Below are 25,379 nucleotides of genomic sequence, written 5' to 3'. Positions count from 1 at the left end.
CGGCGAAGCGCCAGTCGGCCTACAGCCAGGTCGAGAGGGTCACGGAACCGAACTGATCCGCCTCGTCCTGGGACTCGAACTCCCGGGTGCGCCAGACGTTGGTGAACGCGACCTGAAAGCGATCCCAGCTCAATACGACGCCGGCGGTCAGATCGCCCACCCACTCGCGTCGCTCCACGTCGTGGCTATCCTCGAAGGTGTTGCCGTCGAGCAGCAGGTTGTGGGCCATGTAGCGGCCTTGGGTGCCGATGAAACCGTACCAGCCGAATCCGGCATCGGCGGTAAACCCCTGACGCCCGCCCTGGGCCGGGGCCACGGCAGGAATACCAAAGCTCTTGTCCAGGCCGCTTCCGAAGCGCACGGCGCCCCCGGCACCCAGGTAGTCGTAGAGATTGCCTACCTGCAGGGAGGCGCTGGGCCCATATTCCCACTCCAGCCCACCGAAGCGCGAGAACCACCACCAGGACTTGTCCCAGCCCAGGTTGAGAATCGGCTCGTTATCGAGCTGGTTGTCCCAGCCCTTGGGGTTGTCGCTGCCCACCACCTCGTGTACCGCCTTCTGGATGGGTTCGCCGCCGGCGGCGGGCCCTACGAGGCCGAATTTCAGCTGCACGGCGGTTGCCTCCCGCCAACCCTCGTGCCGGGTGTCGTCATACAGCGAGAGACCGCCCAGCAGCACGCCGGCGTAAGGGCGATCGTCCTCGATCAAGCGCTCCCTAGTGATGTTGTTCGGGGTGTAGATCTGGTGGATGAAGTGATAACCCACGGCGTCCAGGTCGCGGGCCGACCAGCCTGGCAAACCATCCGCGAGGCTGCGGGACCAGTGGCTCTCGTCGGGGATGACGATGCGCGCCGCTTCCACACCGTTGGTGTAGTGCCCGTCCTCGGAAGAGGAGAACAGGTCGTTTTCCACCTTGAGGTAGTAGAGATCCGCGGCCAAGCCCAGCGGGCTGCAAAACAGGCTTGCGAGGAGCAGCCCCGAGCGGGGCCCGAATGAACGAAGAGATTTGCGCATGACACGTCCCTGTGCGGCGTCGAAAAAAACATACAGATATGTATGTTTGGATCAATCTAGCAAAAGACCTTGGGAAATACCATCAGGGTCCCCCGGCCATGTCATGGCATGGCCGCTTAGTTTGAAGTCTCGCCTGCAGCATGAAAAATAATTACCTATTTGCAAATTTATTTGCAATTCGGGGGAGGCATCGTCTACCCTTGAGTGAAACCCGACGAGGTTGCCATGAACCCCACATCTGCCGAATGTCCTCCGACCACCCTTGCCGAGCTTCAGGCCTTGGCCGAGCATAGCCGGCGCGGGGAAAGCACCGCACCGCGGCTGTCCGCGAAGGCGCTGGCACTGCTCGATGCGTTGCTGGCGACGCCCGAGACGACGGGGCTGTCGAGCATTTCCCAGTTGGGGGAGCGCCAGGGGGTGCACCCTTCCAGCCTGACCCGGCTCGCCCGGGCCCTGGGCTTGCCCGGATTCAAGGCGTTTCAGGCACTGTTCCGGGAAGGCCTGGCGAGCAGCACCTTCTACTCGACGCGAGCCGAGCGCCTGCTCGACTTCGGCGAGGTCCCCGGCACGAGCCCGTCGGCCGATCAGGACCAGGCCCTCTGGCAGCAGGAGATGACCAACCTGTCCGCCACCGTCGCAAGCCTCGATGACGACGCACTCCAGCAAGCGGTCGAGGCCATCGTGTCGGCGCGCAGAGTGCATGTCGTCGGCTTGCGGGCCAGCTTCGGGGCGGCCCATTACCTGGCCTACTATCTCGACTACCTGCGCGATGGCGTGCAGCAGGTATCGCTTCAGGCGGGGGTAGGCGTCGAGCAGGCGCTGCGCCTCGATGGTGACGACCTGGTGATCGGCATCGCCTTTCGCCCCGAGACCCGTGCCAGCCTCGACTACTGTCGCCTGGCGCGGGAGCGAGGGGCCAGGCTGGTGGCACTGACCAACCATCCCGGCTCGCAACTGGCGGGGTTGACAGAATGTTGTCTGATCGCGCCGGCCGAAGGGCCCTTCTTCTTCAATCCCATGAGCAGTCTGTTTCTGCTGGCGGAGCTGCTGCTTTCCCGGGTTGCCCGGGAACTGGGGGGAACGGCGGTCGCCAGCATTCGTCAGCGCGAAGCGCTGATCGCACGCCTCGGCGTCGAATGAGGCGGTTCACTTCACACTCCAAGGGAGCACCTACCATGTCCAACGTTTCGTCCTCTTCCCGTGCCGGCATCGCCGCGCGCCTCGAAGCCGGGTATACCAGCGGAGCCGAGGCGACACGCGCTTCGGATACGCTGTTGATCAACGAGCAGTCGCGGCTGCTCGAAGCTGGTGGACGGCGCATCTTCAAGTTCGGGTTCGGGCAGTCGCCGTTTCCGGTGTTTGCCCCTGCCGTCGAGGCACTGGCTCGGCACGCCGCCGAGAAGGCCTATCTGCCGGTACAGGGCCTGCCGGCACTGCGCAAGCAGGTCGCGGCGTTCCACCGGGAGGTCGATCAGACACCCTGGGAGGCCGAGCGCATCGTGGTGGGGCCGGGCAGCAAGTTGCTGCTGTTCGCGTTGATGAAGTCGTTGCCCGAGGCGGACATACTGATTCCTGCTCCTTCCTGGGTCTCCTACGCGCCCCAGGCGCGCATGGCGGGTCAACGGGCGGTGCGGCTCGAGGCCTCGTTCGAAAGCCGCTGGCAGGTGACCCCGGAGCAGCTCGAGGCGCACTGCGACAGCGATCCGCAACGGCTCAAGGTGCTGATTCTCAATGCGCCGGGCAACCCCACCGGATTGTCGCCGGACGAGGCGACCCAGCGGCGTCTGGCCGAGGTGGCGAGGCGCCATGGGGTGCTGGTACTCGCCGACGAGATCTACGGTCTCCTGCATCATCGCGGCGAGCATCGTGCCTTCGCGCTCGATTACCCGGAGGGCACCGTCACCACCAGCGGGCTCTCCAAGTGGTGTGGCGCCGGCGGCTGGCGTCTCGGGGTGATGCATGTGCCAGGGGAGCTGGGCCAGGAACTCTTCGCCCGGGTGCTGGGGGTGGCGTCCGAGACATGGTCGAGCGTCACGAGCCCTGTGCAGCATGCGGCGATCGTCGCCTACGATCGCACGCCGGCACTCGACGATTACGTGGCACGCCAGCGTGCGGTACTGGGCGAGATCGGTCAGTGGTGCGCGACGCGCCTGAACGAGGCCAACGTGCGAACCCATGCCCCAGATGGCGGCTTCTACCTGTTCCCCGACTTCGAGGCACATCGCGAGGCCTTGGCCGCCAGAGGCATCGCCACCAGTGCCGAGTTGACCGCGCACCTATTGGAAGAGGCCGGTGTGGCGCTATTGCCCGGGAGTGCCTTCGGCTGCGACCCTCGCCAGCTCACCGTGCGGCTGGCCTACGTGGATTTCGATGGCGAGGCGCTGATGGCTGGCGAAGGACCGGTCATGGAACAGCCGGCGATAATGACTCTCATCCAGGGAATCGAGGCCATCGTGGAATGGCTCAACCAGGGGCAGGAGCGGTGATCGTCGTCCGACACGTCGCTTTTTATAGACATTTGTAATGGGTGGGAAAATTTTTACCCGATTTTCTTTACAAAAAGGGTGGAACCCGGTTGGGTTAGAATCATCAGACCTGATACACACAACACGTACTGGAGTATCTACATGCGTAAGATGACTGCCCTGTTCTCCGCCGCTCTGCTGACTGCAGGGATGATCTCCGCGCCAGTGATGGCCCAGGATTCGTCAGCCCAGCAGCAGGACCCGGCAGCTCAGCAATCCCAGGCCACGGCCCAGGACTTCTCCGACGAGCAGCTTCAGCAGTTCGCCGACACTTCCGAAGAGATCGCCATGATCTCCCAGGAGTATACCCAACGGTTGCAGGAGGCGGGTGACGATCAGGCCAAGCAGCAGGAAATCCGCATGGAGGCCAACGAGGAGATGGTCGCCGTGGTCGAGGACAGCGGCCTGGATGTAGAGACCTTCAACGCCATCGGTCAGGCGATCCAGCAGGATCCCGAGCTGATGAAGCGCGTTCAGCAAATGGCCCAGAACGGCCAGTAAGCCGGTGTAAGTCGTCTGAACGACGAACAAGCTTGAATGCGCAAGGGTCGCCATCGTGGCGACCCTTTTCTATTGGAGTGTGCTCAGAACGACATCGGGATGGCGCTGATCGGCATCCCGGGATGTCTCCCGTTCGTCGCCATTGCCGATCGATCGAGGCGGTGCGACCATCGACCGATACCGATAACAATGAGCGCCAGACCATGACCGCCACCCCTGTCACGCCGCCTCGCCGTGGCCCCCGAGGCCAGCCCCGGGGCCGCAACCTCGATCCCGCGGCCCTGACCGAGATCCAGGCGTTGCTGGGCGATGCGCCCGCTCTGACACGTCGCGATCTGCTGATCGAGCACCTGCATGTCATACAGGATCGCTACGGCCATCTCTCCCTGCGCCACCTGCGTGCCCTGGCGGCCTTCATGAACCTGCCGATGGCGGCGATCTACGAGACCGCCACCTTCTACGCCCACTTCGATGTCGTCCACGACGATCAGGCGCCGCCGCCGGCCACCACGATCCGCGTCTGCGATTCGCTTTCCTGCCAGTTGGCCGGAGCCGAGGCCCTGCGCAAGGAACTCGAGTCCGGCGCCGACGCCAGCGCCGTGCGAGTGATTCGCGCGCCCTGCATGGGGCGCTGCGACACGGCGCCGGTGGTGGAGCTTGCGTCCCGAGGCCACCATCGGCATCTGGGGCACGCCACGGTTGCAAGTGTCGGCGACGCCCTGGCGGCGGGTGAGCTGCATGCCGAGATGCCGGACTGGCAGCGTCTCGCCGGTTATCGGGAAGGAAACGGCTATGCGCTGCTGGCAGCATGCCGCGCGGGGGAGGTGGGCGTCGATGAACTGACGCGGATGCTGGAAGAGGCCGGGCTGCGTGGCCTGGGCGGGGCGGGTTTCGCCACCTTCAAGAAGTGGGGCTTCGTGCGCGCCGAGCCGGGACCGCGCTATTGCGCGATCAACGCCGACGAGGGCGAGCCGGGCACCTTCAAGGATCGCTACTACCTGGAGCGTTCGCCACACTGCTTCCTGGAAGGTGCCCTGGTCAGCGCCTGGGCGGTGGAGGCCGAGGCGCTCTACATCTACCTGCGCGACGAGTATCCGGCCCTGCATCAGGTGTTACGCGAGGCCATTCGTGAACTTGAAACCGCCGGGCTCGTCGATCCGGGCCATATCGTCCTGCGCCGCGGTGCCGGGGCCTACATCTGCGGCGAGGAGTCGGCGATGATCGAATCCCTGGAGGGCAAGCCCGGCAAGCCGCGTCACCGCCCGCCCTTCGTCGCCCAGCGCGGGCTGTTCGATCGCCCCACCCTGGTCAACAACGTCGAGACCGTCTACTGGATTCCGCCGATCTGGGCGCGCGGTGCCGACTGGTTCGCCGGGCACGGCCGCCATGGCCGCAAGGGGCTGCGCAGCTTCTCGGTCTCCGGGCGCGTCAAGAATCCCGGGGTGCATCTGGCGCCGGCGGGGATCACATTAAACGAGCTGGTCGAAGAGTATGCCGGCGGCATGCAAGAGGGCCACGAACTGCTGGCCTACCTGCCCGGCGGTGCCTCGGGGGGCATCCTGCCGGCGCACAAGGCGGATATTCCGCTGGATTTCGATACCCTGCAGCCCCACGATAGCTTCATCGGCTCGGCGGCGGTGATCGTGCTTTCCGATCAGGACGACTTGCGCGCCGTGGCCACCAACCTGCTGGCCTTCTTCGCCGACGAATCCTGTGGCCAGTGCACCCCCTGCCGGGTGGGCACCGAGAAGATGCTGGCATTGCTCGAGCGCGACACGTGGAACCTGGCCGAGCTTGACCGGCTCTCCCGGGTGATGATGGACGCCTCCATCTGCGGGCTCGGCCAGGCCGCGCCCAATCCGGTGCTGGGGCTGCTCAAGGATTTTCGTGACGTGCTGGCCGATCAGAACGTCATTGTCCGAGGTTAGGGAGAATGATCATGAATACCGCTGTTTCTCCGGAAAACGCCTTGGAGTCCTTCACGCTGACCCTGGACGGTGCCGAGGTGTCGGCCTACCCCGGCGAATCCCTGTGGCAGGTCGCCCAGCGGGACGGCGAGACCATACCTCACCTGTGTTTCAAGGAGGCCCACGGCTATCGCGCCGATGGCAACTGCCGCGTCTGCATGGTCGAGATCGAGGGCGAAAGGGCCCTGGCCGCCAGCTGCCTGCGCGAGGCCAAGCCCGGCATGGTGGTCAAGAGCGCCACCTCCGAGCGCTCGCGAGTCGCCCGGGAAGGGGTCATGGAGCTGCTGATCGCCGATCAACCGACGCGCGAGGAGAGCCCGGATCGCTCGAGTCACTTCTGGGCCATGGCCGAGCAGTTGGCGATCGATGCCACCGCGGTCAAGGCCTGGCTGCCCGCGCATAACCCAGTAGAAGAGGCGCTCGAAAGCGAGGGCGTCGGGCCACGCCGCTCGAATCACGACAGCTCCCACAGCGCCATGAACGTCAATCTGGATGCCTGCATCGAGTGCAACCTCTGCGTGCGCGCCTGTCGCGAGGTGCAGGTCAACGACGTGATCGGCCTGGCCCATCGGGGCGCGTCCTCCAAGATCGTCTTCGACTTCGACGACCCCATGGGCGAGAGCACCTGCGTGGCCTGCGGCGAATGCGTGCAGGCCTGCCCGACCGGCGCATTGATGCCGGCGACGCTGATCGATGCCCAGGGCCGCGGCGACTCCAGGGCCGCCGACCGCACGGTGGATTCCGTCTGCCCCTATTGCGGGGTGGGTTGCCAGTTGACCTATCACATCAAGGACGATGCCATCCTGCATGTCTCGGGTCGCGATGGGCCCTCGAACCACAACCGGCTGTGCGTGAAGGGGCGCTTCGGCTTCGATTACCCGCGCCATGCCTCGCGCTTGAGCGTGCCGCTGATTCGCCGCGACGGCGTGCCCAAGGGGCTCGACCCCGACTTCGATCCGGCCGATCCCACCACGCATTTTCGCGAAGCGAGCTGGGAAGAAGCCCTGGAGCTGGCTGCCGGGGGGCTGGTGGGCCTGAAAGAGGCCCATGGCCCGGATGCCCTGGCCGGCTTCGGCAGCGCCAAATGCTCCAACGAGGAGGCCTGGCTGTTCCAGAAGCTGGTGCGCACCGGCTTCGGCTCCAATCACGTCGATCACTGCACGCGGCTGTGCCATGCCAGCTCGGTGGCGGCGTTGATGGAGTGCATCGGTTCCGGCGCGGTCACGGCGTCGTTCATGCAGGCGCTTGACGCCGACGTGGTCATTCTCACCGGCTGCAATCCCACGGTGAATCACCCGGTGGCGGCGACCTTCTTCAAGCAGGCCGCCAAGCGCGGCACCCGGTTGATCGTCATCGACCCGCGGGGCCAGGCGCTGTGCGCCTATGCCCACAGGACGCTGCGCTTCACGCCGGGCTCGGACGTGGCGCTGTTCAATGCCATGCTCAATGTCATCGTCAGCGAAGGTTTGTACGACGAGACTTACATCAATGAGCATACCGAGGGCTTCGAGGCACTCAAGACCCATGTCGTCGACATGACCCCGGAGGCGATGAGCGGGCTGTGCGGCATCCCCGCCGAGGAGATCCGCGAGGTGGCGCGGCTCTACGCCAATGCGGACAAGGCGATGATCTTCTGGGGCATGGGCATCTCCCAGCACACTCACGGCACCGACAACGCGCGCTGCCTGATTTCCCTGGCCCTGGCCTGCGGCCAGACCGGGCGCCCCGGCACCGGGCTGCATCCGCTGCGCGGCCAGAACAACGTCCAGGGCGCCTCGGACGCCGGGCTGATCCCCATGGTGCTGCCGGATTATCAGCCGGTCGGCGACGCCCAACTGCGCGCCGCCTTCGAGGAGCTATGGAACACGCCGCTCGACGCCAACCCCGGCCTCACAGTTGTCGAGATCATGGATGCCATTGCCGCCGGCCAGATCAAGGGCATGTACATCCTCGGCGAGAACCCGGCGATGTCCGACCCGGACCTGGATCATGCCCGGGCGGCGCTGGCCCGGCTCGAGCATCTGGTGGTGCAGGACCTGTTCGTCACCGAGACCGCGCAGTTCGCCGACGTGATCCTGCCGGCCTCCGCCTGGCCGGAGAAGGACGGTACCGTGACCAACACCAACCGCCAGGTACAGCTGGGCCGTGCGGCGACGCCATTGCCCGGTGAAGCGAAACCCGACTGGTGGATCATCCAGCAGATCGCCCAGCGCTTCGGCCTGCCCTGGGACTACCGGCATCCCCGCGAAGTGTTCGCCGAGATGACCCGAGGCATGGCGTCGCTGGGTCACATCAGCTGGGAGCGTCTGGAACGCGAGGACTCGGTCACCTATCCGTGCCCCGCCGACGATGCCCCGGGAGCCGACGTGGTCTTCTCGGACGCCTTTCCCACGCCGAGCGGTCGGGCCAGGTTCTCGCCGACCCGGCCGTTGCCGCCGGACGAACCGCTCGACGACGTCTACCCGACGGTGCTCACCACCGGGCGCCAGCTCGAGCACTGGCATACCGGCTCGATGACCCGGCGCGCCAAGGTGCTCGACGAACTCGAACCGGAAGCGGTGGCAAGCCTCGCCCCCGGCGAGCTGGCGCGTCTGGGGTTGGCACCGGGCGAGCAGGTCGTCATCACCACCCGGCGCGGGCAGATCACTCTGGCCGCCCGGGTCGATCCGCTGATGCCCGAAGGCATGGTGTTCGTGCCGTTCTGCTACGCCGAGGCGGCGGCGAACCTGTTGACCAACCCGGCACTCGACCCCTACGGCAAGATTCCCGAGTTCAAGTACGCCGCCTGCCGACTGTCGTCGAGTGAACATGCCTGATGTGCAGTGAACCCAGGCCGGAAGAGCAGTGTCTATGCCCGTGTCGATCACTGCGAAAAGGATTCGTCACGATGGCAACGATGCGGCTCAAGGAACTGGGAATATTGGGGATCGTACTTGGACTGACGCTGGAGGCCCCGGTGTTCGCCCAGGAGACCCAGGAGGCTGAGGGTGGCAGCACCCAACAGTCGACACCTGCTAACCCAAACGAGGCCGCGGGCTCCGCCGCCCAGGAGGGCAGGGACGGCGCGGCTCAGGACGATGCGGAGACCGACACCGAGGGCGGCATGGTCAGGGAAGAAAGCGCCGGCTTCGGCTCCGGGGGCGAAGCCATGCCGGGCACCGAGCTGCCTGATCCTCCCCAGGAAACAGAGCAAGACCCCGGGAAGGAATAGTCGCTCTCTCATTACCGATATTACCGACCGGCTCCCGGCTCAGCGAATGCCCAGCGCCAGCCGCAGGCCGTCGTAGATGCCGGCGTGCACGTTGCGGCTGGCCACCGCGTCGCCGATGCGGAAGAGCTGGAAGCGCCCTTGCGGATTGGTCGTCTTGCGCTGCGGCTTGATCGCGATGAACGCCTCGATGTCCAGTTCGCCGAGGTTGCTCGACTGCGACTTGAGTTCGAAGTAGAGCTCGTCCAGGGGGGCGGTGCCGTGTTCGACGATGACCCGGTCGACGCTCAGGGTTTCCCGGGTGTCGCTGCAGTAGGGGCTGGTCAGGGTCGCCTCGAGCCCCTCTGGCGTGCGCTCCACGCCCACCAGGGTGCGGTTGAGCCGTACCTCCACGCCATGGCGGTCCAGCGCGGTGAGAAAGGCGGGGAAGTTGGTGCTGCCGACTTCGATGCCGATCATGCGCTCCGGGGTCGCGAAATGCACGTTCGCGCCGTGGCTGGCCAGATGCTCCGCGGCGGAAAGCCCCGGGTGGCCGCCATGATCGTCGAAGACCAGCACGCGCTCGCCGGGACGTACCGGGTCCGCCAGGGCATCCCAGCTCGAGTTCACCAGCGCTTCGCCGCTTTCCAGTTGCGGATGCACCTGGGGCAGGCCGCCGGTGGCGATGATGACCACGTCCGGGCCGAGGGCCAGCACGTCCTCGGCCTCGGCATAGCAGTTGAAGCGCAGCTCGACCCCGAGACGCTGGCACTCGCTGAGACGCCATTCGGTGATACCCAGCATCTCGCGGCGTCGCTCGAGCAGGCTGGCGATGCGTACCTGGCCGCCGGCCTCGTCGTTGGCCTCGAGCAGGGTGACCCGATGACCGCGCTCGGCGCTGGCCCGAGCCGCCTCGAGGCCGGCCGGACCGCCACCCACCACCACCACATGTCGCGGCGCGTCCACGTCTCGGGCGATGACATGGGGTAGCGTCTCTTCGCGCCCCGTCGCCGGGTTGTGGATGCAGTAGGCGGCACCGTTCTCGTAGATGCCGTCGATGCAGTAGCCGGCGCCGACGCAGGGGCGAATGCGCTCTTCTTCCCCGGCTTCGATCAGCGCGGTGATGTTGGGCTCGGCCATGTGGGCGCGTACCATGCCGACCATGTCGAGCAGGCCTTCGCGCAGGGCATAGCGGGCGGTGGCCACGTCGTTGATGCGCGAGGCGTGCAGGATCGGCAGGTGGGTGGCACGTCGCACCTCGCCGGCGAAGGCGAGATGGGGCGCGGAAGGGGCGCCCATGTTGGGGATCACCTCGGCGAGGCCGGCATCGGAGTCGATGTGGCCGCGAATCACGCTGAAGAAGTCGATGGTGCCGCTCTGTTCGAGCAGCTTGCAGATCTCGAGCCCTTCCTCGCGCTCGATGCCGTGGGGCAGCAGTTCATCCACCACCAGGCGCACGCCGATGATGAAGTCCGGGCCGACCGTGGCGCGGATGGTATCGAGGATCTTCAGCGGAAAGCGCAGGCGCCCCTGGAGGTCGCCGCCCCATTCGTCGTCGCGGCGGTTGGTCCAGGGCGAGAGGAAGCCATCGAACAGATGGCCGTAGCCATTGATCTCGATGCCGTCGAGGCCGGCGGCCTGGCAGCGCGCCGCACCGTCGGCATAGGCCTTGGCGATGCGTTCCAGATCGTGATCCTCCATCGCCTTGGGGAAGGAGCGGTGGGCCGGCTCGCGTACCCCGGAAGGCGCCACCACCGGCAGCCAGTCGCCGGTGTTGTAGCGGGTGCGACGCCCCAGGTGGGTGATCTGGCACATCACCTTGCAATCGTGCTGGTGCACGCCATCCGCCAGTTCGGCGAGCCAGGGGACGATCTCGTCCTTGTAGAGCAGCAGGTTGCCGAAGGCCGGCGGGCTGTCCGGTGCCACCACGGCACTGCCGCCGATCATGGTCATGGCCATGCCACCCCGCGCCTTGGCTTCGTGGTAGAGCCGGTAGCGGGCCTTGGGCATGCCGTCCTCGGAATAGGAGGGCTCGTGGGAGGCGCTGACGATACGGTTCTTGAGGGTCAGGTTGCCAAGAGAAAAAGGCTGCAGCAAAGGATCGCGGGTGTTCATGGAGGACCTCCAGGCAGAAGCAGAATGCCACTCGGGGCTAACCCGGCGACAGGCCGCATCGGAGGCGCTGTAAACCCTTCCTTTGCTGCCTGCCCCCGGCGCCCCCTGTCGTGGCCAGCCGCGCTTGTCCGGTTGTTGAACAAGTGATTGAGCTAGCCTTGCGCCAATTGCAGTGACGGTGTTTCGTCGCTGAGATTCGACAGCATGCGCTCGCTGTACCAGTCGACGAAGTCGATGACGCCGAACTCGAAGGTCTCGGAGTAGGGGCCGGGCTGATAGGCCATGGAGTTGATGCCGCGCTGGTTGTCCTCGGTGATGCGACGATCCTGCAGGTTGGTGGCATCCCACACCTTGCGCAGCTGCTCGGGATCGTAGTCGACGCCTTCCACCGCATCCTTGTGCACCAGCCACTTGGTGGTCACCATCGTCTGCTGCGGGCCCAGCGGCAGGATGCGGAACGTCACGCCGTGATCGGCCATGAAGTGGTTCCAGGAGTTGGGCAGGTGCAGGATACGCAGCGCACCCATCTCGGCGTCCGTCAAATCGCCCATCAGCCGCTTGCAGCCCGGCTGGCCATCCAGGGTCATCGAGCTGGCGCCTTCCTTGAGTGGGGTACGGGTCAGACGGTTCTGCTTGCCGAAAAACTGCAGCTGCCAGGCGGCGTTCAAGCCATCCCACTTGTCGCGCATGCGCGCGACCTGCGCCTTGTAGGCCGGCGTGGCGCGCACGTCTTCCGTGTCGTCGAACTCGAGCAGCGAGTTCATCAGTTCCGGGTGGGAGCCGTTGCAGTGATAGCACTCGCGATTGTTCTCGACCACCAGTTTCCAGTTGGCCTCTTCGATGATGTGCGACTCCGCCGCTACCTTGACGTTGTCCATGCCGTGCGGGGCCAGGTAGTGCTCTAGCTGCGCCAGGAACTCGCTGTTGTCGGCGGGCTGCTCGGCCAGGCTGATGAAGATGTAGCCGCCGGCGGTCGCCACATGGATGGGCTTGAGGCCGTAGTCGCTCGCATTGAAGTCCGGGCCCATGTCGCCGGCGAACAGCAGCCGTCCATCCAGCTCGTAGGTCCACTGGTGGTAAGGGCACACCAGCTTGGCGACCTTGCCTTTCTCCGCGGCGCAAAGACGCGACCCGCGGTGACGGCAGACGTTGTGGAAGCCGTGCACCGTCCCGTCGTTGCCGCGCACGATGAGGATCGGGTTGTCGCCGATCTGCAGGGTCATGAAGTTGCCCTTGGCGGGAATCTCGCAGGTCAGGCCGGCGAACAGCCACTCCTTCTCGAAGATTTCCTGCAGGTCCAGGGCGTATAGCCGTTCATCCGTGTAGAGCGGCTGGGGCAGGGAGAATTTCGGGGTGCGCGTGCTGAGCAGCTCGGCGGCCGCTTCGCGGGTGGCGGCCAGGGAGTCATCCGGGCGGGAACGGGCAATCAGGTTCATGTCAGCGGTCCTCATCCATCACCAGGAGTCGATAAGTTCGGTGACGGGGTCGATATTGTTCTTGGTGTCGTCGAGGGTAGTGAATGCTCCCGTCGAACGCGGTCACATCGTCGCGTTCGAAGTTGCTCGGAGTGTGGAGCAAGTACGGCCAAGGTCATTATCTGCCGACGACATCTGGCGGTCCGGAGACGACCTGGGTCATAAAAATACGCTGTTCGACTGGCTGTTTGAGGCATGCCGATGTCGTTGGGAGACAAGTCGGTTCTTCACGACATACCGCAGAATGCGAGCATGATCATGGCGGGAGGACGTGGCGAGGCGAACGCTACCTCCGGCATTGTCGGGCAGGAACAACAATGACAATGAACTTCTTCAATCCGGTCACCACCCAGACCTGGACCAACGGCCGTCACCAGGTGCGGTGCGTCAAGACGATCCAGGAGACCGCGGATGTTCGCACCTTCTGCTTCATGGCCGAGCAGCCGGTGCTGTTCTTCTTCAAGCCGGGGCAGTTCGTCACCCTGGAGCTGACCATCGGCAGCGAGCCGGTCATGCGCTCCTACACCATCTCCAGCTCGCCCTCGATCCCCTACAGCTTCTCGATCACCGTCAAGCGCATGCCCGGCGGCAAGGTCTCCAACTGGCTGCACGACAACCTCAAGGTCGGGGACGAGCTGGCGGTGCATGGCCCGGTGGGCAACTTCAACATCATGGATTTTCCCGCCGACAGGGTGCTGTTCCTCTCCGGCGGGGTGGGCATCACGCCGCTGATGTCGATGACCCGCTGGCTCTTCGACACCAACGCCAATATCGATGTGGAGTTCGTGCACAGCGCCCGCGCCCCGCGCGACGTCATTTTTCATCGTGAGCTGGTGCACATGTTCTCGCGGCTCCCGGAGTTCAAGCTGCATGTGGTGTGCGAGAACAAGGACGATATCGGCGAAGCCTGGGCCGGCTATCGCGGTTACCTCACCCAGCCGATGCTGGAATTGATGGCGCCGGACTATCTCGAGCGCGAGATCTTCTGCTGTGGCCCCACGCCCTACATGAACGCGATCAAGCGCATCCTCCGGGACAACGGCTTCGACATGGACCACTACCATGAGGAGGTCTTCGGCGCCACGCCGCTGGACGTGCGCGAGGAGGTGCTGGAACTGGCCGAACAGGCCGAGGCCGCCGCCGAGGAGATCGATTACGCCGAGATGCTCAGCATCGAGTTCGCGGGCTCCGGCAAGAGCGTGCGCATCCTGCCCGACGAGACGATCCACGCCGCCGCCGCGAAGCTTGGCCTGCACATCCCCAAGGCTTGCGGCATGGGCATTTGTGGCACCTGTCGGGTGGGCATCAAGTCCGGCGAGGTCGAGATGGAGCACAACGGCGGCATCACCGACGAGGACATCGAGGCGGGTTACATTCTCTCCTGCTGCAGCAAGCCCAAGAGCAACGTGGTGGTGGACTTCTGAGGGTGATCAAACCGCCGGCGGCGCCTCCTGCATTAATGCCCACAGCCGTTCCGCAGCCTCGAAGCTTTGGGTGGTATGTCGGTAGCCGGCCACCGCCAGCATGGGGCCGCCGAGCACGTCGAGCAACGAGACGAGCTTGCCGGACTCCAGCTCGCCTTCGATCAAGCCATGGGGCAACCATCCTATGCCGAGCCCCGATAATGCCAATTCCTTGATGCCAATGGTGAAGGCCGTCTCGCAGACAAGCTCGATATCGAAGCGGCGTTGAATGTCGAACATGAAGGGTGTCGCCAAGGCGCTCCCCAGGAAGCTGTCGCGGTCGTAGCCGATGAGGGGCAGGGGATCGTAAGGGTGCGGCTCGTGCAGGGGCCGCCCGGCATGATCCGTGGCGCTGACGGGAATCAACTGCTCCTGGCCCAGCTCGAGTCGCTCGATGTCGCGCCGCTCCGTCAGCAAGGGCATTCCCTGCAGTTCGCTGCATACCATCAGGTCCGCCTCACCACGTTCGAAGTCATTGATGCAGTCGGCGCGGTTAGACGAGCGAACCTGCAAGCGAGCGTCCGGTGCATGATGACGGAAATAACGCAACAGCCGGGGTAGGTAGCTGACCGTCAAGGTATGTTGCGTGGTCAATACCGCGCGACGGCCGTGGATGGCCTCGGCCCGCATGCGGCTGCGCAATGCATAGAGCCGGGCGAGCCAGTCGCGCAGCTGCGGTTCGTGGAGTCTTCCCTGAGGCGTCAGTCTCAGATGGGTTGCCTGCCTGTCGATCAGTTCGACGCCCAGCCACTCTTCCAATTGACGAATGCGCCGCGAGAAGGCCGGCTGGGTCACATGACGACGCTCGGCGGCATGGGAAAATGTGCCGGCTTCGATCAATGCAAGAAAATCCTCTATCCATTCGATTTTCATTTTGTTCTCGTCCTGCCGTTTCTTGTTCTACAGGGATGATCGAACTGGCTATGCAAAAAAGTAACCGTGAACGAGATTCTTGGCATTGGTCGCGGCTACCGCAAGGCGCCTAGTCTTGGTCGAGATCAGCTATCAAAGGGGCTGAGTTGCTGTTCGCGCCCCGGCTGTCATCAACGAAAGAGTACACCCATGCCAAAAATGTCACGTCTGGAGGCCCGCATGCATCTGTCCCGTTTTCCCCGTGTCCGTCTCGGCCACTTGCCGACCCCGCTGGAACCGATGGACAACCTCAGCCGTCTGCTGGGGGGGCCGCGCCTGTGGGTCAAGCGCGACGACTGTACCGGACTCTCCACCGGCGGGAACAAGACACGCAAGCTGGAATTCCTGATGGCCGATGCCCTGGAAAAGAAGGCCGATACCATCGTCACCCAGGGAGCGACCCAGTCGAACCATGCGCGCCAGACGGTTGCCGCGGCCTGCAAGCTGGGGCTCGAGTGCCACATCCTGCTCGAGGATCGTACCGGAAGCGACGACCCCGACTACAACTACAACGGCAACGTCTTCCTCGACCAGCTGCATGGCGCCACGGTGAGCAAGCGTCCGGGCGGCACCGACATGGCCAACGAAATGGAGGTCCTTGCCGAGCAGCTGCGCGGCGAGGGCAAGACCCCCTACATCATTCCGGGGGGCGGTTCGAATGCCATCGGCGCCCTGGGCTACGTCAATGCCGGGCTCGAGTTGCTGACCCAGGCCAACGACATGGGGTTGCGCATCGATCATCTGGTCCATGCGACCGGCAGCGCCGGCACCCAGGCGGGGCTGGTGGCGGGGCTTGCTGCCTGCAATACCGGCATCCCGGTGCTGGGGATCGGCGTGCGTGCTCCCAGGGACAAGCAGGAAGAGAACGTCTTCGCCCTGGCGCAGAAAACCGAAGCCAAGCTGGGACTCAGCAACGTGGTCCGCCGTGATCACGTGGTCGCCAATTGCGACTATGTGGGCGAGGGCTATGGCATTCCCACACCGGGCATGATCGAGGCGGTCACCCTGCTGGCACGCCATGAAGGCATCCTGCTCGACCCCGTGTACTCCGGAAAAGGCATGGCGGGGTTGATCGATCTGATTCGCAAGGGGCATTTCGGCGCCGACGAGAATGTCGTCTTCCTGCATACCGGTGGCAGCGTGGCGCTGTTCGGCTACCCTCGGACGTTCGATTTTCCCGACTATCAGGCTTGATCCTGGGACGAGGACAAAGGCAATGCAATATCTCAAGAAAGCGGCGGCTTCGGCAGGTGCCGAGGCCGAGGATCAGCGTGTTACGCAAGCGGTGCGTGGCATGCTCGACGACATCCGTCAGCGTGGCGAGCACGCGGTACGCGAATACGCGCAAAAGTTCGACAACTGGACAGGCGACTTCGTGCTCAGCGACGAGAAGCGCCAGGCATTGATCGCGCAGGTGCCGCAGCGGGTCAAGGACGATATCGACTTCGCCCACCGCCAGGTGCGCCGTTTCGCCGAGGCCCAGCGCGACAGCTTGCAGGAGTTCGAGATCGAGACCGAGCCGGGGGTTGTCCTGGGCCAGCGGGTCATACCGGTACAATGCGCCGGTTGCTACATCCCCGGCGGGCGCTATGCCCACGCCGCCTCGGCGCTGATGAGCGTGGCCACCGCGAAGGCCGCCGGGGTACCGTTCGTGGTGGCGTGCTCGCCGCCGCGCGGTGACAGCATCGATCCCGCGGTGACCTATGCGCTCGACGTGGCCGGTGCCGACGTGATTCTCGAGATGGGTGGCGTGCATGCCATGGCCAGCATGGCCTTCGGGCTCTTCACCGGCCGCGAGGCGGACATCCTGGTGGGGCCGGGCAATGCCTATGTCGCCGAGGCCAAGCGATTGCTGTTCGGTCAGGTGGGCATCGATGTGTTCGCGGGGCCCACGGAGTCGGCCATCATCGCCGACGAGAGTGCCGACCCCATGACCATCGCCGTCGATCTGGTGTCCCAGGCCGAGCATGGCCCCAACTCCCCGGTCTGGCTGTTCACGACTTCCGAGCAGGTGGGGCGCGCGGTGCTCGAGCTGCTGCCCAAGGTCGCCGACGACATGCCCAGCGCCGAGGTGATTCACGCCGCCTGGCGGGACTTCGGCGAAGTCATCCTCTGCGACAGCCGCGAAGAGGTCGTCGAGGTCAGCGATCGCTACGCCTGCGAGCACCTGCAGGTGCTCTGCGAGGACCTGGACTGGTGGAAGCAGCACCTGGGCAACTACGGCTCGCTGTTCCTTGGCGAAGGCAGCACCGTGACCCACGGGGACAAGTGCTCCGGCACCAATCATATCCTGCCGACCAAGCGCGCCGGGCGTTACAGCGGTGGCCTCAACGTCCACAAGTTCATGAAGGTGCTGACCACTCAGCAATTGAGCGCCGAGGCCAACCGGGTCTTCAGCGCCACCGGCTCGCGTATCTCGCGCACCGAGGGGATGGAAGGGCACGCCCGGGCCTGCGACTGGCGGCTGCGCAAGTACTTTCCCGAGCAAGCCTGGGACTTCCCCGTTCACGACCAGCAGCGTTACTAGCCGGGAGTCGCCATGCAGACCTTCTCGAAATCCTTCACCCAGCAGGAGCCGCTGCCCGAGGCAGCCATCGAGGCAGCGGTGGCGATCATGCGCAGCGGGCGTCTGCATCGCTACAACCTGGCCGAGGGTGAACGTGGGGAAGCGGCCCTGCTGGAGCAGGAGTTCGCCGACAGTCTCGGCGTGGCCTATTGCCTGGCCTGCGCGTCGGGGGGATACGCCATGCAGATCGCGTTGCGCGCCAGCGGGCTGGCGCCCGGCGACAAGGTGTTGTGCAACGCCTTCACCCTGTCGCCGGTGCCGGGCAGCATCCATGGCGCCGGCGGGGTGCCGGTGCTGGTGGATATACAGGACGACACCACGGTCGATCTCGACGACCTGCGTCGGGCCGCCGAGGAAAGTGGCGCCCGCTTCTTCCTGCTGTCTCACATGCGGGGTCATATCGGTGACATGGAGGCCATCGTCGAACTCTGCGACGAGCTCGGCATCCTGCTGATCGAAGATTGCGCCCACACCATGGGCGCCACCTGGCGGGGACGACCGAGCGGCAGCTTCGGCCAGGTCGGCTGTTTCAGCACCCAGACCTACAAGCACCTCAACTCCGGGGAAGGCGGGCTGCTGACAACCGACGACCCGGAGGTCATGCGCCGCGCGGTCATCCTCTCCGGCTCCTACATGCTGTTCGATCGCCATCTGGCAGCCCCGGAGGCCGAGAGCTTTGGTGACGTGCGCCTGCAGACCCCCAATTGCAGCGGGCGCATGGACAATCTGCGCGCGGCCGTGCTGCGCCCACAATTGGCGCAACTCGACGATCGGCGCGAGCGCTGGAATCGGCTCTACCGCGTATTGGAGGAGGGGCTCGGCCGGCAGGCGCCGGTTACCCTGATCCCAAGACCGCCGGAGGAAGGCTTCGTCGGCAGCTCCATTCAGTTTCGGCTGCCCGGGTTGTCGCGTGAACGCATCGCCGCCTTCGTTGCCGGTTGCGAGCGGCGCGGCATACCGCTCAAGTGGTACGGCCGTGAAGAGCCCGAGGATTACACCAGCCGTTACGACAGCTGGCGCTACCTGGACGGTATGCGCCCGGTGCCGAATACGGAGAAGGTGCTGGCCACGCTCTGTGACCTGCGCATTCCCCTGACCTTCGATGCACAGGATTGTGCGGAGATCGTCCAGCTCGTCGGCGAGGCGTTGCAAGAAAGCGAATGAGCCGATCACCATCCAGGATGGACGTCGTCAATTCACCAATCCGAAGGGCAATGTAATGACCGATTCTCGTGTTTCGAGCCCAGAGGGCGATGCCTGCCCGATGGTCGGTGTCATCGGCGGGATGGGGCCCGATGCCACCGTCGAGTTCATGCAGCGCGTGATCGATGCCACACCCGCCGACGATGATTCGGACCATATCCATCTGCTGGTCGACAACAATCCCAAGGTGCCTTCGCGGATCAAGGCCTTGATCGAAGGCGATGGAGAGAACCCGGGACCCACGATTGCCGCCATGGCACAGCGGCTCGAAAAGGCCGGCGCCCGCTTCCTGGTCATGCCTTGCAATACGGCCCATTACTATTGGGAGTACGCCCAGGAGTCGGTCGGCATACCCGTCTTCAACATGATTCGGTTGACGCTAGAGGCGGTACACCAGGCGGCTCCAGGCGCCAGGGTTGGCATGCTGGCCTCGCCGGCACTGCGCAAGATCGGCCTCTATGAACGCTACGCGGACGATCTCGGACTGAAGCTCGTGTACCCGCACAACGAGAATGCGCTTCTCGAGGTCATTCGTGCCGTCAAGCGCGGCGAGAGACGCCATGGGACTACCCTGGAGGCCTTCAACCGTGCTGCCGAGGACCTGGGCAGACAAGGTGCCGATGTGCTTGTCCTGGCCTGCACCGAGTTGTCGGTCATACAGGAAAGCCTGACCACCGCAGTCCCTGTCTACGACTCCCTGCAGATCCTTGCCGATGAAGTGGTGAGGTCTGTCGAGGGCTGAGGGCTTAGTGGATATCTTGACACGAGCCACATCGGCCGGCACGTACTAAGATGGACAAGAATGGCAGAAAACCCAACAAGAACCGACTGCATGCTCAACCGAGCAAAGGGGCTGAAAATGAAAATAAAACGTCTCGGAACATTGCTGACCGCCGCGGTGATCGGCCTTTCCTCCATCGGCACCGTCGGTGCCCAGGAATTGGGCCCCACGCTCGGCAAGATCAAGGAAAGCGGTGTCATCACGATCGGCCACCGCGAGACCTCGGTTCCGTTCTCCTATATCGGCGATGACCAGCAACCGATCGGCTACACAATAGATATCTGCATGCAGATCGTGGACGAGATCAAGAGCGAAATCGGTGTCGAGGAGTTGAACATCAGGTGGGTGCCGGTGACGCCCCAGACCCGCATACCGCTGATGGCCAACGGCACGCTCAATCTGGAGTGCGGCTCGACCACCAACAACCTGACCCGCCAGCAGCAGGTAGATTATGCCGCTATCACCTATATCACCGGCACAAAGCTGCTGACCAAGAAGGGTAGCGGCATCGCCACGGTGGAGGACCTGGCCGGCAAGCCCATCGCGCTGGCCCAGGGCACCACCAACGAGCGTGCGGTCAAGACCGCCATCGAGGAACGCGACATCCAGGACGTGAACGTCGTGTCCGTGAGGGATCACGCGGAAGGATTCCTGGCGTTGCAGACCGACCGCGTGGATGCCTATTCGACCGACGACATCCTGCTCTACGGCCTGATCGCGAAGGCCAGGAATCCTGACACCTACGAGGTGGTGGGCGATTTCCTGTCCTACGACCCCTACGCCATCATGCTCCCCCAGAACGACAGCAAGTTCCGGCTGGTGGTGAACCGTCGGCTGGCCGAGCTGTTCCGCACCGGTGAGATCGAGGAGATCTACAGCAAGTGGTTCGAGCCGCTGGGCGTGCCCATGTCCGACCTCCTGCGCGCCAACTTCAAGATCCACGCCCTGCCGAAGTAAGAAATCCTTTCAGCACTCTCTTCGGGTTGCTCGAAGCAAGGCCCGTGAGCAACCCAAAAAGGTGAGGGCACAGCGAATGCAGTCATGGCTTTCGGGGTCGCTGGCGTGACCCCGATCATGACTGGCCGCTAACCAAGGAATACTCATGGACTACAACTGGAATTGGGCGGTCCTGTTCCAGGAACCCTACCTGGGCTGGCTTTTATCCGGCTTGCAGTGGACCCTGCTGGTAGCGATCGCCGCCTGGGTCATCGCCTTCGTGGTGGGCTCCGCGGTCGGCATCCTGCGCACGGTCCCCAACCGCCTGGTACGCACCCTGGCGGCAGCTTATGTCGAGTTGTTCCGCAACATCCCGCTGCTGGTGCAGCTGTTCGTGTGGTACTTCGTCGTGCCCGAGCTGCTGCCCGAGGACCTGGGCCTCTGGGTCAAGCGCGACATGCCCAATCCCGAGTACGTGACGGCCGTCGTGGCGCTGGGCGCCTACACGGCGGCCCGCGTGGCCGAGCAGGTCCGCTCCGGTATCCAGACCATCGGCAAGGATCTGGTGAACGCAGGTCTTGCGATCGGCCTCACCCCCCTGCAGAACTATCTGTACATCAGGCTTCCGATCTCCTATCGGATCATCGTGCCGCCGCTGACCTCCGAATTCCTGACGATCTTCAAGAATTCATCACTGGCGTTGACCATCGGTGTGCTGGAACTGACCGCCCAGGCGCGGCAGATCGAGAACTACACCTTCCAGGGCTTCGAGGCGTTCACCGCCGCGACGGTGCTTTATCTGGTCATCACGCTGCTGGTGGTGCTGCTGATGCGCCTGATCGACCAGAAGACGCGCATCCCGGGCTCGGTGGGGGCAAACTAGATGGGTGATTTCGATTTCCAGGTCATTATTGAATCGCTTCCGTTCCTGTTTGACGGGTTGCTCATCAGCTTCCAGTTGACCTTCCTGGCGCTGATTGCGGGACTCGCCTGGGGTACGATCCTGGCGGTGATGCGCATCTGGGGGCCGGCGCCGCTACGCTGGTTCAGCGCAGTCTACGTCAACATCTTCCGCTCGATCCCGCTCATCCTGGTCATCTTCTGGTTCTACTTCCTGGTGCCGCTGCTGATCGGTCGCCCGGTGGGCAACTTCACCAGCGCGCTGATCGCCTTCTCGCTGTTCGAGGCGGCCTACTATGCCGAGATCATGCGTGCCGGGCTCAATTCGGTCTCGCGTGGCCAGGTCTATGCCGGCCTGGCCATCGGGCTGTCGCCGCGCCAGAACCTCCAGTACGTGATCCTTCCCCAGGCATTCCGCAACATGATCCCGGTCCTGCTGACCCAGGCGATCATCCTGTTCCAGGACACCTCCCTGGTCTACGTCGTGGCCCTGAGCGATTTCATGACCTCGGCCAGCGTGGTGGCCAAGGTGGAAGGGCGGCTGGCAGAGATGTACCTCTTCGCGGCGCTGGTTTATTTCGTCATCTGCTTCTCCGGCTCTTTGCTGGTGAAGCACCTGCAGAAAAAGAAGGTCGCATGATAAAAATCGACAACATCGACAAGTGGTACGATGACTTCCACGTCCTGAAAGGCTGCTCGCTCGAGGTCGAGCGTGGCGAGGTGATCGTCATCTGCGGACCGTCCGGCTCGGGCAAGAGCACGCTGATCAAGTGCGTCAACGCGCTGGAGCCGGTCGACAGCGGGCGCATCGTGGTCGAAGAGACCGACGTGACCGCCAGGGGCACCAAGCTGCCCCTGGTGCGCGCGCGTATCGGCATGGTGTTCCAGCATTTCGAGCTGTTCCCGCACAAGACGGTGATCGAGAACCTGATGATGGGCCAGATCAAGGTGCTGAAACGCTCGCGCGAAGCCGCGCGCGAAAAGGCCGAGAGCCTGCTGAAGCGCGTCGGCCTGGCCGATCAGGCACAGAAGTACCCCTCTGCCTTGTCCGGCGGACAGCAACAGCGGGTGGCGATCGCTCGGGCCCTGGCCATGGACCCCATCGCCATGTGCTTCGACGAGCCGACCTCGGCGCTCGATCCGGAGATGATCAGCGAGGTGCTGGACGTCATGGTGGAGCTTGCCAAGGAGGGCATGACGATGATGGTGGTCACCCATGAAATGGGCTTCGCCCGCAGGGTGGCGCGCCGGGTGGTGTTCATGGACCAGGGGGAGGTGAAGGAGATCGCCGATACCGACACGTTCTTCAGGAATCCCGAAACCGACCGTGCCAAGGAGTTCCTGTCGAAGATCCTGGCGCACTAGCACTACAGTCTTAACTGAATAAGCCATGCCGCATGTATTTGATATGGAAGCGAAGCGAATTTGGCGTGAAGTAATGACGAGGTATATACTTTGTATGTCAGTTTGTGCTGGGGATCGACATGGCTAAACAAGCGGTATTCACGATGAAGCTGGAGTCCGAGCTACGGGATGAGTTCATGGCCGAGGCAGAGGCTGCTCATCGACCCGCCTCGCAAGTGCTTCGAGAGTTGATGCGCGAATTCATTCGGCACCAGCGTGAGGCACGGGAATACGATGAGTACCTTGGCCGTAAGGTAGCGCTTGCACGCGGCTCCATGCGCAATGGCGTAGGGCGATCCAATGACGATGTCGAAGCTGAGTTTGCCGCACGTCGTGCCAATATCGAGAACCAGGAATGAGGGTTGTCTGGACTCCAGAAGCAGAGCAGGACCGCCTCGACATATGGGACTACATAGCAGCCCACAATCTTGATGCAGCCGCTCGACTGGATAATGTATTCAGTGATGCAGCCAGACGGTTGAGCGACTTCCCTCAGCAAGGAAAGACCGGCAAGATCCCTGGCACCCGCGAATTGATACCCCACGAGCACTATCGGCTCGTATACGAGATCGAAGGGGACATCGTCTGGTTATTAGCCCTGGTGCACACCGCCAGGCAGTGGCCGCCCGTCGAAGAGTGAATTCCTCGCCTACGAAGATCATGATCGCCAGCAGGAGCAGGACACCAGGGCGGCGTCCCCCTACGAGAATAGCCTTCGAGAGATGCTTCTTATTCTGCTGATATATTCATCATTGGTCGAGTTCCGGCATGCAGTGGTTGAAGCCGGGCGCCGGCTGCTCTAGCTTACGTTAACGTAAACTACTGCTCCGCAGTGCCGCCAGCGACAACTCCCGGCATCTGCAGAGAGGTGACAACAACAACAAGACGACCGCCTCGCGGTCGCCAGAGGACTGCTCTATGCCCCGGGAGTTCGTGCTCGAAACCCATGGCCTGACCAAGACGTTTCGAGGTTTCACCGCGGTCGACCAGGTTGACCTGCAGATCACCGAAGGGCACATCCACGCCCTGATCGGCCCCAATGGCGCCGGCAAGACCACCGTCTTCAACCTGTTGACCAAGTTCCTTCCCCCGACCCGCGGCGAGATCCTCTACCGGGGCAAGCCGATCACCCACATGAAGGCCAACCAGATCGCTCGTCTCGGGCTGGTGCGCTCCTTCCAGATATCCGCGGTATTCGCCCACATGACGGTGCTGGAAAACGTGCGCGTCGCCCTGCAGCGCAAGCTGGGCACCTCCTTTCATTTCTGGAAGTCCGAGCGCAGCCTGGCCGCTCTCGACGAGCGAGCCCGGGAACTGCTCGCCCAGGTCGGCCTGGAAAGGGACGCCGACAGCCTGACGGTGGAACTGCCCTACGGACGCAAGCGGGCCCTGGAACTGGCCACCACCCTGGCCCTGGAGCCGACGGTGATGCTGCTCGACGAGCCCACCCAAGGGATGGGCGCCGAGGATGTCGATCGGGTCGTGGCGCTGATCCGCGAGGCCGCCAAGGGGCGCACGGTACTGATGGTCGAGCACAACCTCAGCGTGGTCAGCCGCCTGTGCGATCGCATCACCGTGCTGGCCCGGGGCGCGGTGCTGGCGGAAGGCGACTACGCCAGCGTCTCCGCCGACCCCCGGGTGCGCGAGGCCTACATGGGCAGCGAGGCGACAGAGGAGGAGGAGGCATGACCATCGCACAGCCCCGGGACGCGGGCATGGCAAGCACGGCTCCGGAACAGCTGCGGGTCACCGACCTGCATGCCTTCTACGGCGAGTCGCACATCCTGCACGGCGTCGATTTCGAGGTGCGCAAGGGCGAACTGGTGACCCTGCTGGGGCGCAACGGCGCCGGGCGCACCACGACCCTGCGGGCGATCATGAACATGGTCGATCGGCGCTCCGGCTCGATCGTCATCGATGGACGCGAAACCCTGAATACCCCCGCCCATCATATCGCCCGGCTGGGAGTCGGTTACTGCCCCGAGGAACGCGGCATCTTCGCCAGTCTCAACGTCGAGGAGAACCTGCTGCTGCCGCCGACGGTGCGCTCCGGGGGCATGAGCCTCGACGACATCTACGCGATGTTCCCCAACCTCTACGAGCGTCGCCACAGCCCGGGCACCCGCCTCTCCGGGGGCGAACAGCAGATGCTGGCCATGGCGCGCATCCTGCGCACCGGCGCCGATCTGCTGCTGCTCGACGAGATCACCGAAGGCCTGGCGCCGGTCATCGTGCAGGCGCTGGGCGAGGTGCTGGTCAAGCTCAAGGCGCGTGGCATGACGGTGGTGCTGGTGGAACAGAACTTTCGCTTCGCCGCACCGCTGGCCGATCGCCACTACGTCATGGAGCACGGTCGCATCATCGACGAGATCAGTGCCGCCGAACTGCCCGAGCGTCGCGAGCACCTGCATGCCGTGCTCGGCGTCTGA

At 64.1% G+C, this 25,379-nt stretch carries 23 protein-coding genes; 19 read left to right on the top strand and 4 right to left on the bottom strand.

What is annotated here, in order from left to right:
* Positions 1–19: 19 nt before the first annotated feature.
* Positions 20–1,015, bottom strand: a complete 996-nt coding sequence (locus tag BUA41_RS02830) for a lipid A deacylase LpxR family protein (RefSeq protein ID WP_072819562.1) — start codon at positions 1,013–1,015, stop codon at positions 20–22.
* A 225-nt stretch (positions 1,016–1,240) separates the two neighbouring features.
* On the opposite strand from BUA41_RS02830, the gene BUA41_RS02825 reads away from it, so the two are divergent.
* The 6 genes from BUA41_RS02825 to BUA41_RS02800 all read left to right on the top strand — a co-directional run bounded on the left by BUA41_RS02825 (position 1,241) and on the right by BUA41_RS02800 (position 9,219).
* The gene (locus BUA41_RS02825) at positions 1,241–2,155 is read left to right on the top strand and encodes a MurR/RpiR family transcriptional regulator (RefSeq protein ID WP_072819560.1); all 915 of its coding nucleotides are present in this window, start codon (positions 1,241–1,243) and stop codon (positions 2,153–2,155) included.
* A 35-nt stretch (positions 2,156–2,190) separates the two neighbouring features.
* Positions 2,191–3,501, top strand: coding sequence for a pyridoxal phosphate-dependent aminotransferase (locus BUA41_RS02820; RefSeq protein ID WP_084671093.1), 1,311 nt, complete (start codon positions 2,191–2,193; stop codon positions 3,499–3,501).
* Between the two features lie 141 nt (positions 3,502–3,642).
* Positions 3,643–4,041, top strand: coding sequence for a DUF4168 domain-containing protein (locus BUA41_RS02815; RefSeq protein ID WP_072819558.1), 399 nt, complete (start codon positions 3,643–3,645; stop codon positions 4,039–4,041).
* Positions 4,042–4,244: 203 nt separating this feature from the next.
* The gene (locus BUA41_RS02810) at positions 4,245–5,969 is read left to right on the top strand and encodes an NADH-ubiquinone oxidoreductase-F iron-sulfur binding region domain-containing protein (RefSeq protein WP_072819556.1); all 1,725 of its coding nucleotides are present in this window, start codon (positions 4,245–4,247) and stop codon (positions 5,967–5,969) included.
* A gap of 11 nt (positions 5,970–5,980) precedes the next feature.
* Positions 5,981–8,824 (top strand): formate dehydrogenase subunit alpha, encoded by a 2,844-nt coding sequence (gene fdhF, locus BUA41_RS02805; protein ID WP_072819553.1) that lies wholly within the window; start codon positions 5,981–5,983, stop codon positions 8,822–8,824.
* 71 nt (positions 8,825–8,895) lie between these two features.
* The gene (locus BUA41_RS02800; protein ID WP_072819550.1) at positions 8,896–9,219 is read left to right on the top strand and encodes a hypothetical protein; all 324 of its coding nucleotides are present in this window, start codon (positions 8,896–8,898) and stop codon (positions 9,217–9,219) included.
* A gap of 39 nt (positions 9,220–9,258) precedes the next feature.
* On the opposite strand, the gene BUA41_RS02795 is transcribed toward BUA41_RS02800, so the two are convergent.
* Complete coding sequence (locus BUA41_RS02795) at positions 9,259–11,310, bottom strand: oxidoreductase (RefSeq protein ID WP_072819548.1); 2,052 nt, start codon at positions 11,308–11,310, stop codon at positions 9,259–9,261.
* A gap of 152 nt (positions 11,311–11,462) precedes the next feature.
* Positions 11,463–12,746: a glycine betaine monooxygenase oxygenase subunit gene (gene gbca, locus BUA41_RS02790; protein ID WP_072819544.1), complete on the bottom strand. Its 1,284-nt coding sequence runs from the start codon at positions 12,744–12,746 to the stop codon at positions 11,463–11,465.
* A gap of 356 nt (positions 12,747–13,102) precedes the next feature.
* Here gbca and gbcB point away from each other — a divergent pair, with 356 nt between their 5' ends.
* The gene (gene gbcB, locus BUA41_RS02785) at positions 13,103–14,209 is read left to right on the top strand and encodes a glycine betaine monooxygenase reductase subunit (RefSeq protein WP_072819542.1); all 1,107 of its coding nucleotides are present in this window, start codon (positions 13,103–13,105) and stop codon (positions 14,207–14,209) included.
* Positions 14,210–14,215: 6 nt separating this feature from the next.
* Here gbcB and BUA41_RS02780 read toward each other — a convergent pair whose 3' ends face one another.
* Positions 14,216–15,121: a LysR substrate-binding domain-containing protein gene (locus tag BUA41_RS02780; RefSeq protein WP_072819540.1), complete on the bottom strand. Its 906-nt coding sequence runs from the start codon at positions 15,119–15,121 to the stop codon at positions 14,216–14,218.
* Positions 15,122–15,340: 219 nt separating this feature from the next.
* Between BUA41_RS02780 and cuyA the strand changes: the two genes are divergently transcribed.
* The 12 genes from cuyA (at position 15,341) to BUA41_RS02720 (ending at position 25,379) form a co-directional block, all read left to right on the top strand.
* Positions 15,341–16,354 (top strand): D-cysteate sulfo-lyase, encoded by a 1,014-nt coding sequence (gene cuyA / locus BUA41_RS02775; RefSeq protein ID WP_072820147.1) that lies wholly within the window; start codon positions 15,341–15,343, stop codon positions 16,352–16,354.
* Positions 16,355–16,376: 22 nt separating this feature from the next.
* On the top strand, positions 16,377–17,687 hold the full coding sequence (gene hisD, locus BUA41_RS02770) for a histidinol dehydrogenase (RefSeq protein WP_072819538.1): 1,311 nt from the start codon (positions 16,377–16,379) through the stop codon (positions 17,685–17,687).
* A gap of 12 nt (positions 17,688–17,699) precedes the next feature.
* Entirely contained in the window at positions 17,700–18,890 is a 1,191-nt protein-coding gene (locus BUA41_RS02765) for a DegT/DnrJ/EryC1/StrS family aminotransferase (protein ID WP_072819536.1), read from the top strand.
* A 55-nt stretch (positions 18,891–18,945) separates the two neighbouring features.
* Complete coding sequence (gene cuyB / locus BUA41_RS02760; RefSeq protein ID WP_217652765.1) at positions 18,946–19,671, top strand: cysteate racemase; 726 nt, start codon at positions 18,946–18,948, stop codon at positions 19,669–19,671.
* 117 nt (positions 19,672–19,788) lie between these two features.
* Positions 19,789–20,667: an amino acid ABC transporter substrate-binding protein gene (locus BUA41_RS02755; protein WP_072819533.1), complete on the top strand. Its 879-nt coding sequence runs from the start codon at positions 19,789–19,791 to the stop codon at positions 20,665–20,667.
* Positions 20,668–20,812: 145 nt separating this feature from the next.
* Positions 20,813–21,529 carry an amino acid ABC transporter permease gene (locus BUA41_RS02750; protein ID WP_072819531.1) on the top strand — a complete coding sequence of 239 codons (717 nt, stop codon included), beginning with the start codon at positions 20,813–20,815 and terminating at the stop codon, positions 21,527–21,529.
* Entirely contained in the window at positions 21,530–22,186 is a 657-nt protein-coding gene (locus BUA41_RS02745; RefSeq protein ID WP_072819529.1) for an amino acid ABC transporter permease, read from the top strand.
* Positions 22,183–22,911: an amino acid ABC transporter ATP-binding protein gene (locus BUA41_RS02740; protein ID WP_072819527.1), complete on the top strand. Its 729-nt coding sequence runs from the start codon at positions 22,183–22,185 to the stop codon at positions 22,909–22,911. The genes BUA41_RS02745 and BUA41_RS02740 overlap by 4 nt, the downstream gene beginning before the upstream one ends.
* Before the next feature lie 119 nt (positions 22,912–23,030).
* Complete coding sequence (locus tag BUA41_RS02735; RefSeq protein WP_072820143.1) at positions 23,031–23,309, top strand: antitoxin of toxin-antitoxin stability system; 279 nt, start codon at positions 23,031–23,033, stop codon at positions 23,307–23,309.
* A complete protein-coding gene (locus tag BUA41_RS02730; protein ID WP_072819525.1) occupies positions 23,306–23,590 on the top strand; it encodes a type II toxin-antitoxin system RelE/ParE family toxin in 285 nt (94 codons plus the stop codon). Before BUA41_RS02735 ends, BUA41_RS02730 begins: the two co-directional genes overlap by 4 nt.
* A gap of 278 nt (positions 23,591–23,868) precedes the next feature.
* On the top strand, positions 23,869–24,639 hold the full coding sequence (locus tag BUA41_RS02725; RefSeq protein WP_072819522.1) for an ABC transporter ATP-binding protein: 771 nt from the start codon (positions 23,869–23,871) through the stop codon (positions 24,637–24,639).
* Entirely contained in the window at positions 24,636–25,379 is a 744-nt protein-coding gene (locus BUA41_RS02720; RefSeq protein WP_072819520.1) for an ABC transporter ATP-binding protein, read from the top strand. The genes BUA41_RS02725 and BUA41_RS02720 overlap by 4 nt, the downstream gene beginning before the upstream one ends.

This window comes from Modicisalibacter ilicicola DSM 19980 (assembly GCF_900128925.1).
GTDB classification, from domain to species: domain Bacteria; phylum Pseudomonadota; class Gammaproteobacteria; order Pseudomonadales; family Halomonadaceae; genus Modicisalibacter; species Modicisalibacter ilicicola.
The sequence above is the reverse complement of the archived record's forward strand: the minus strand, read 5'-3'. Positions and strand labels throughout refer to the sequence as shown.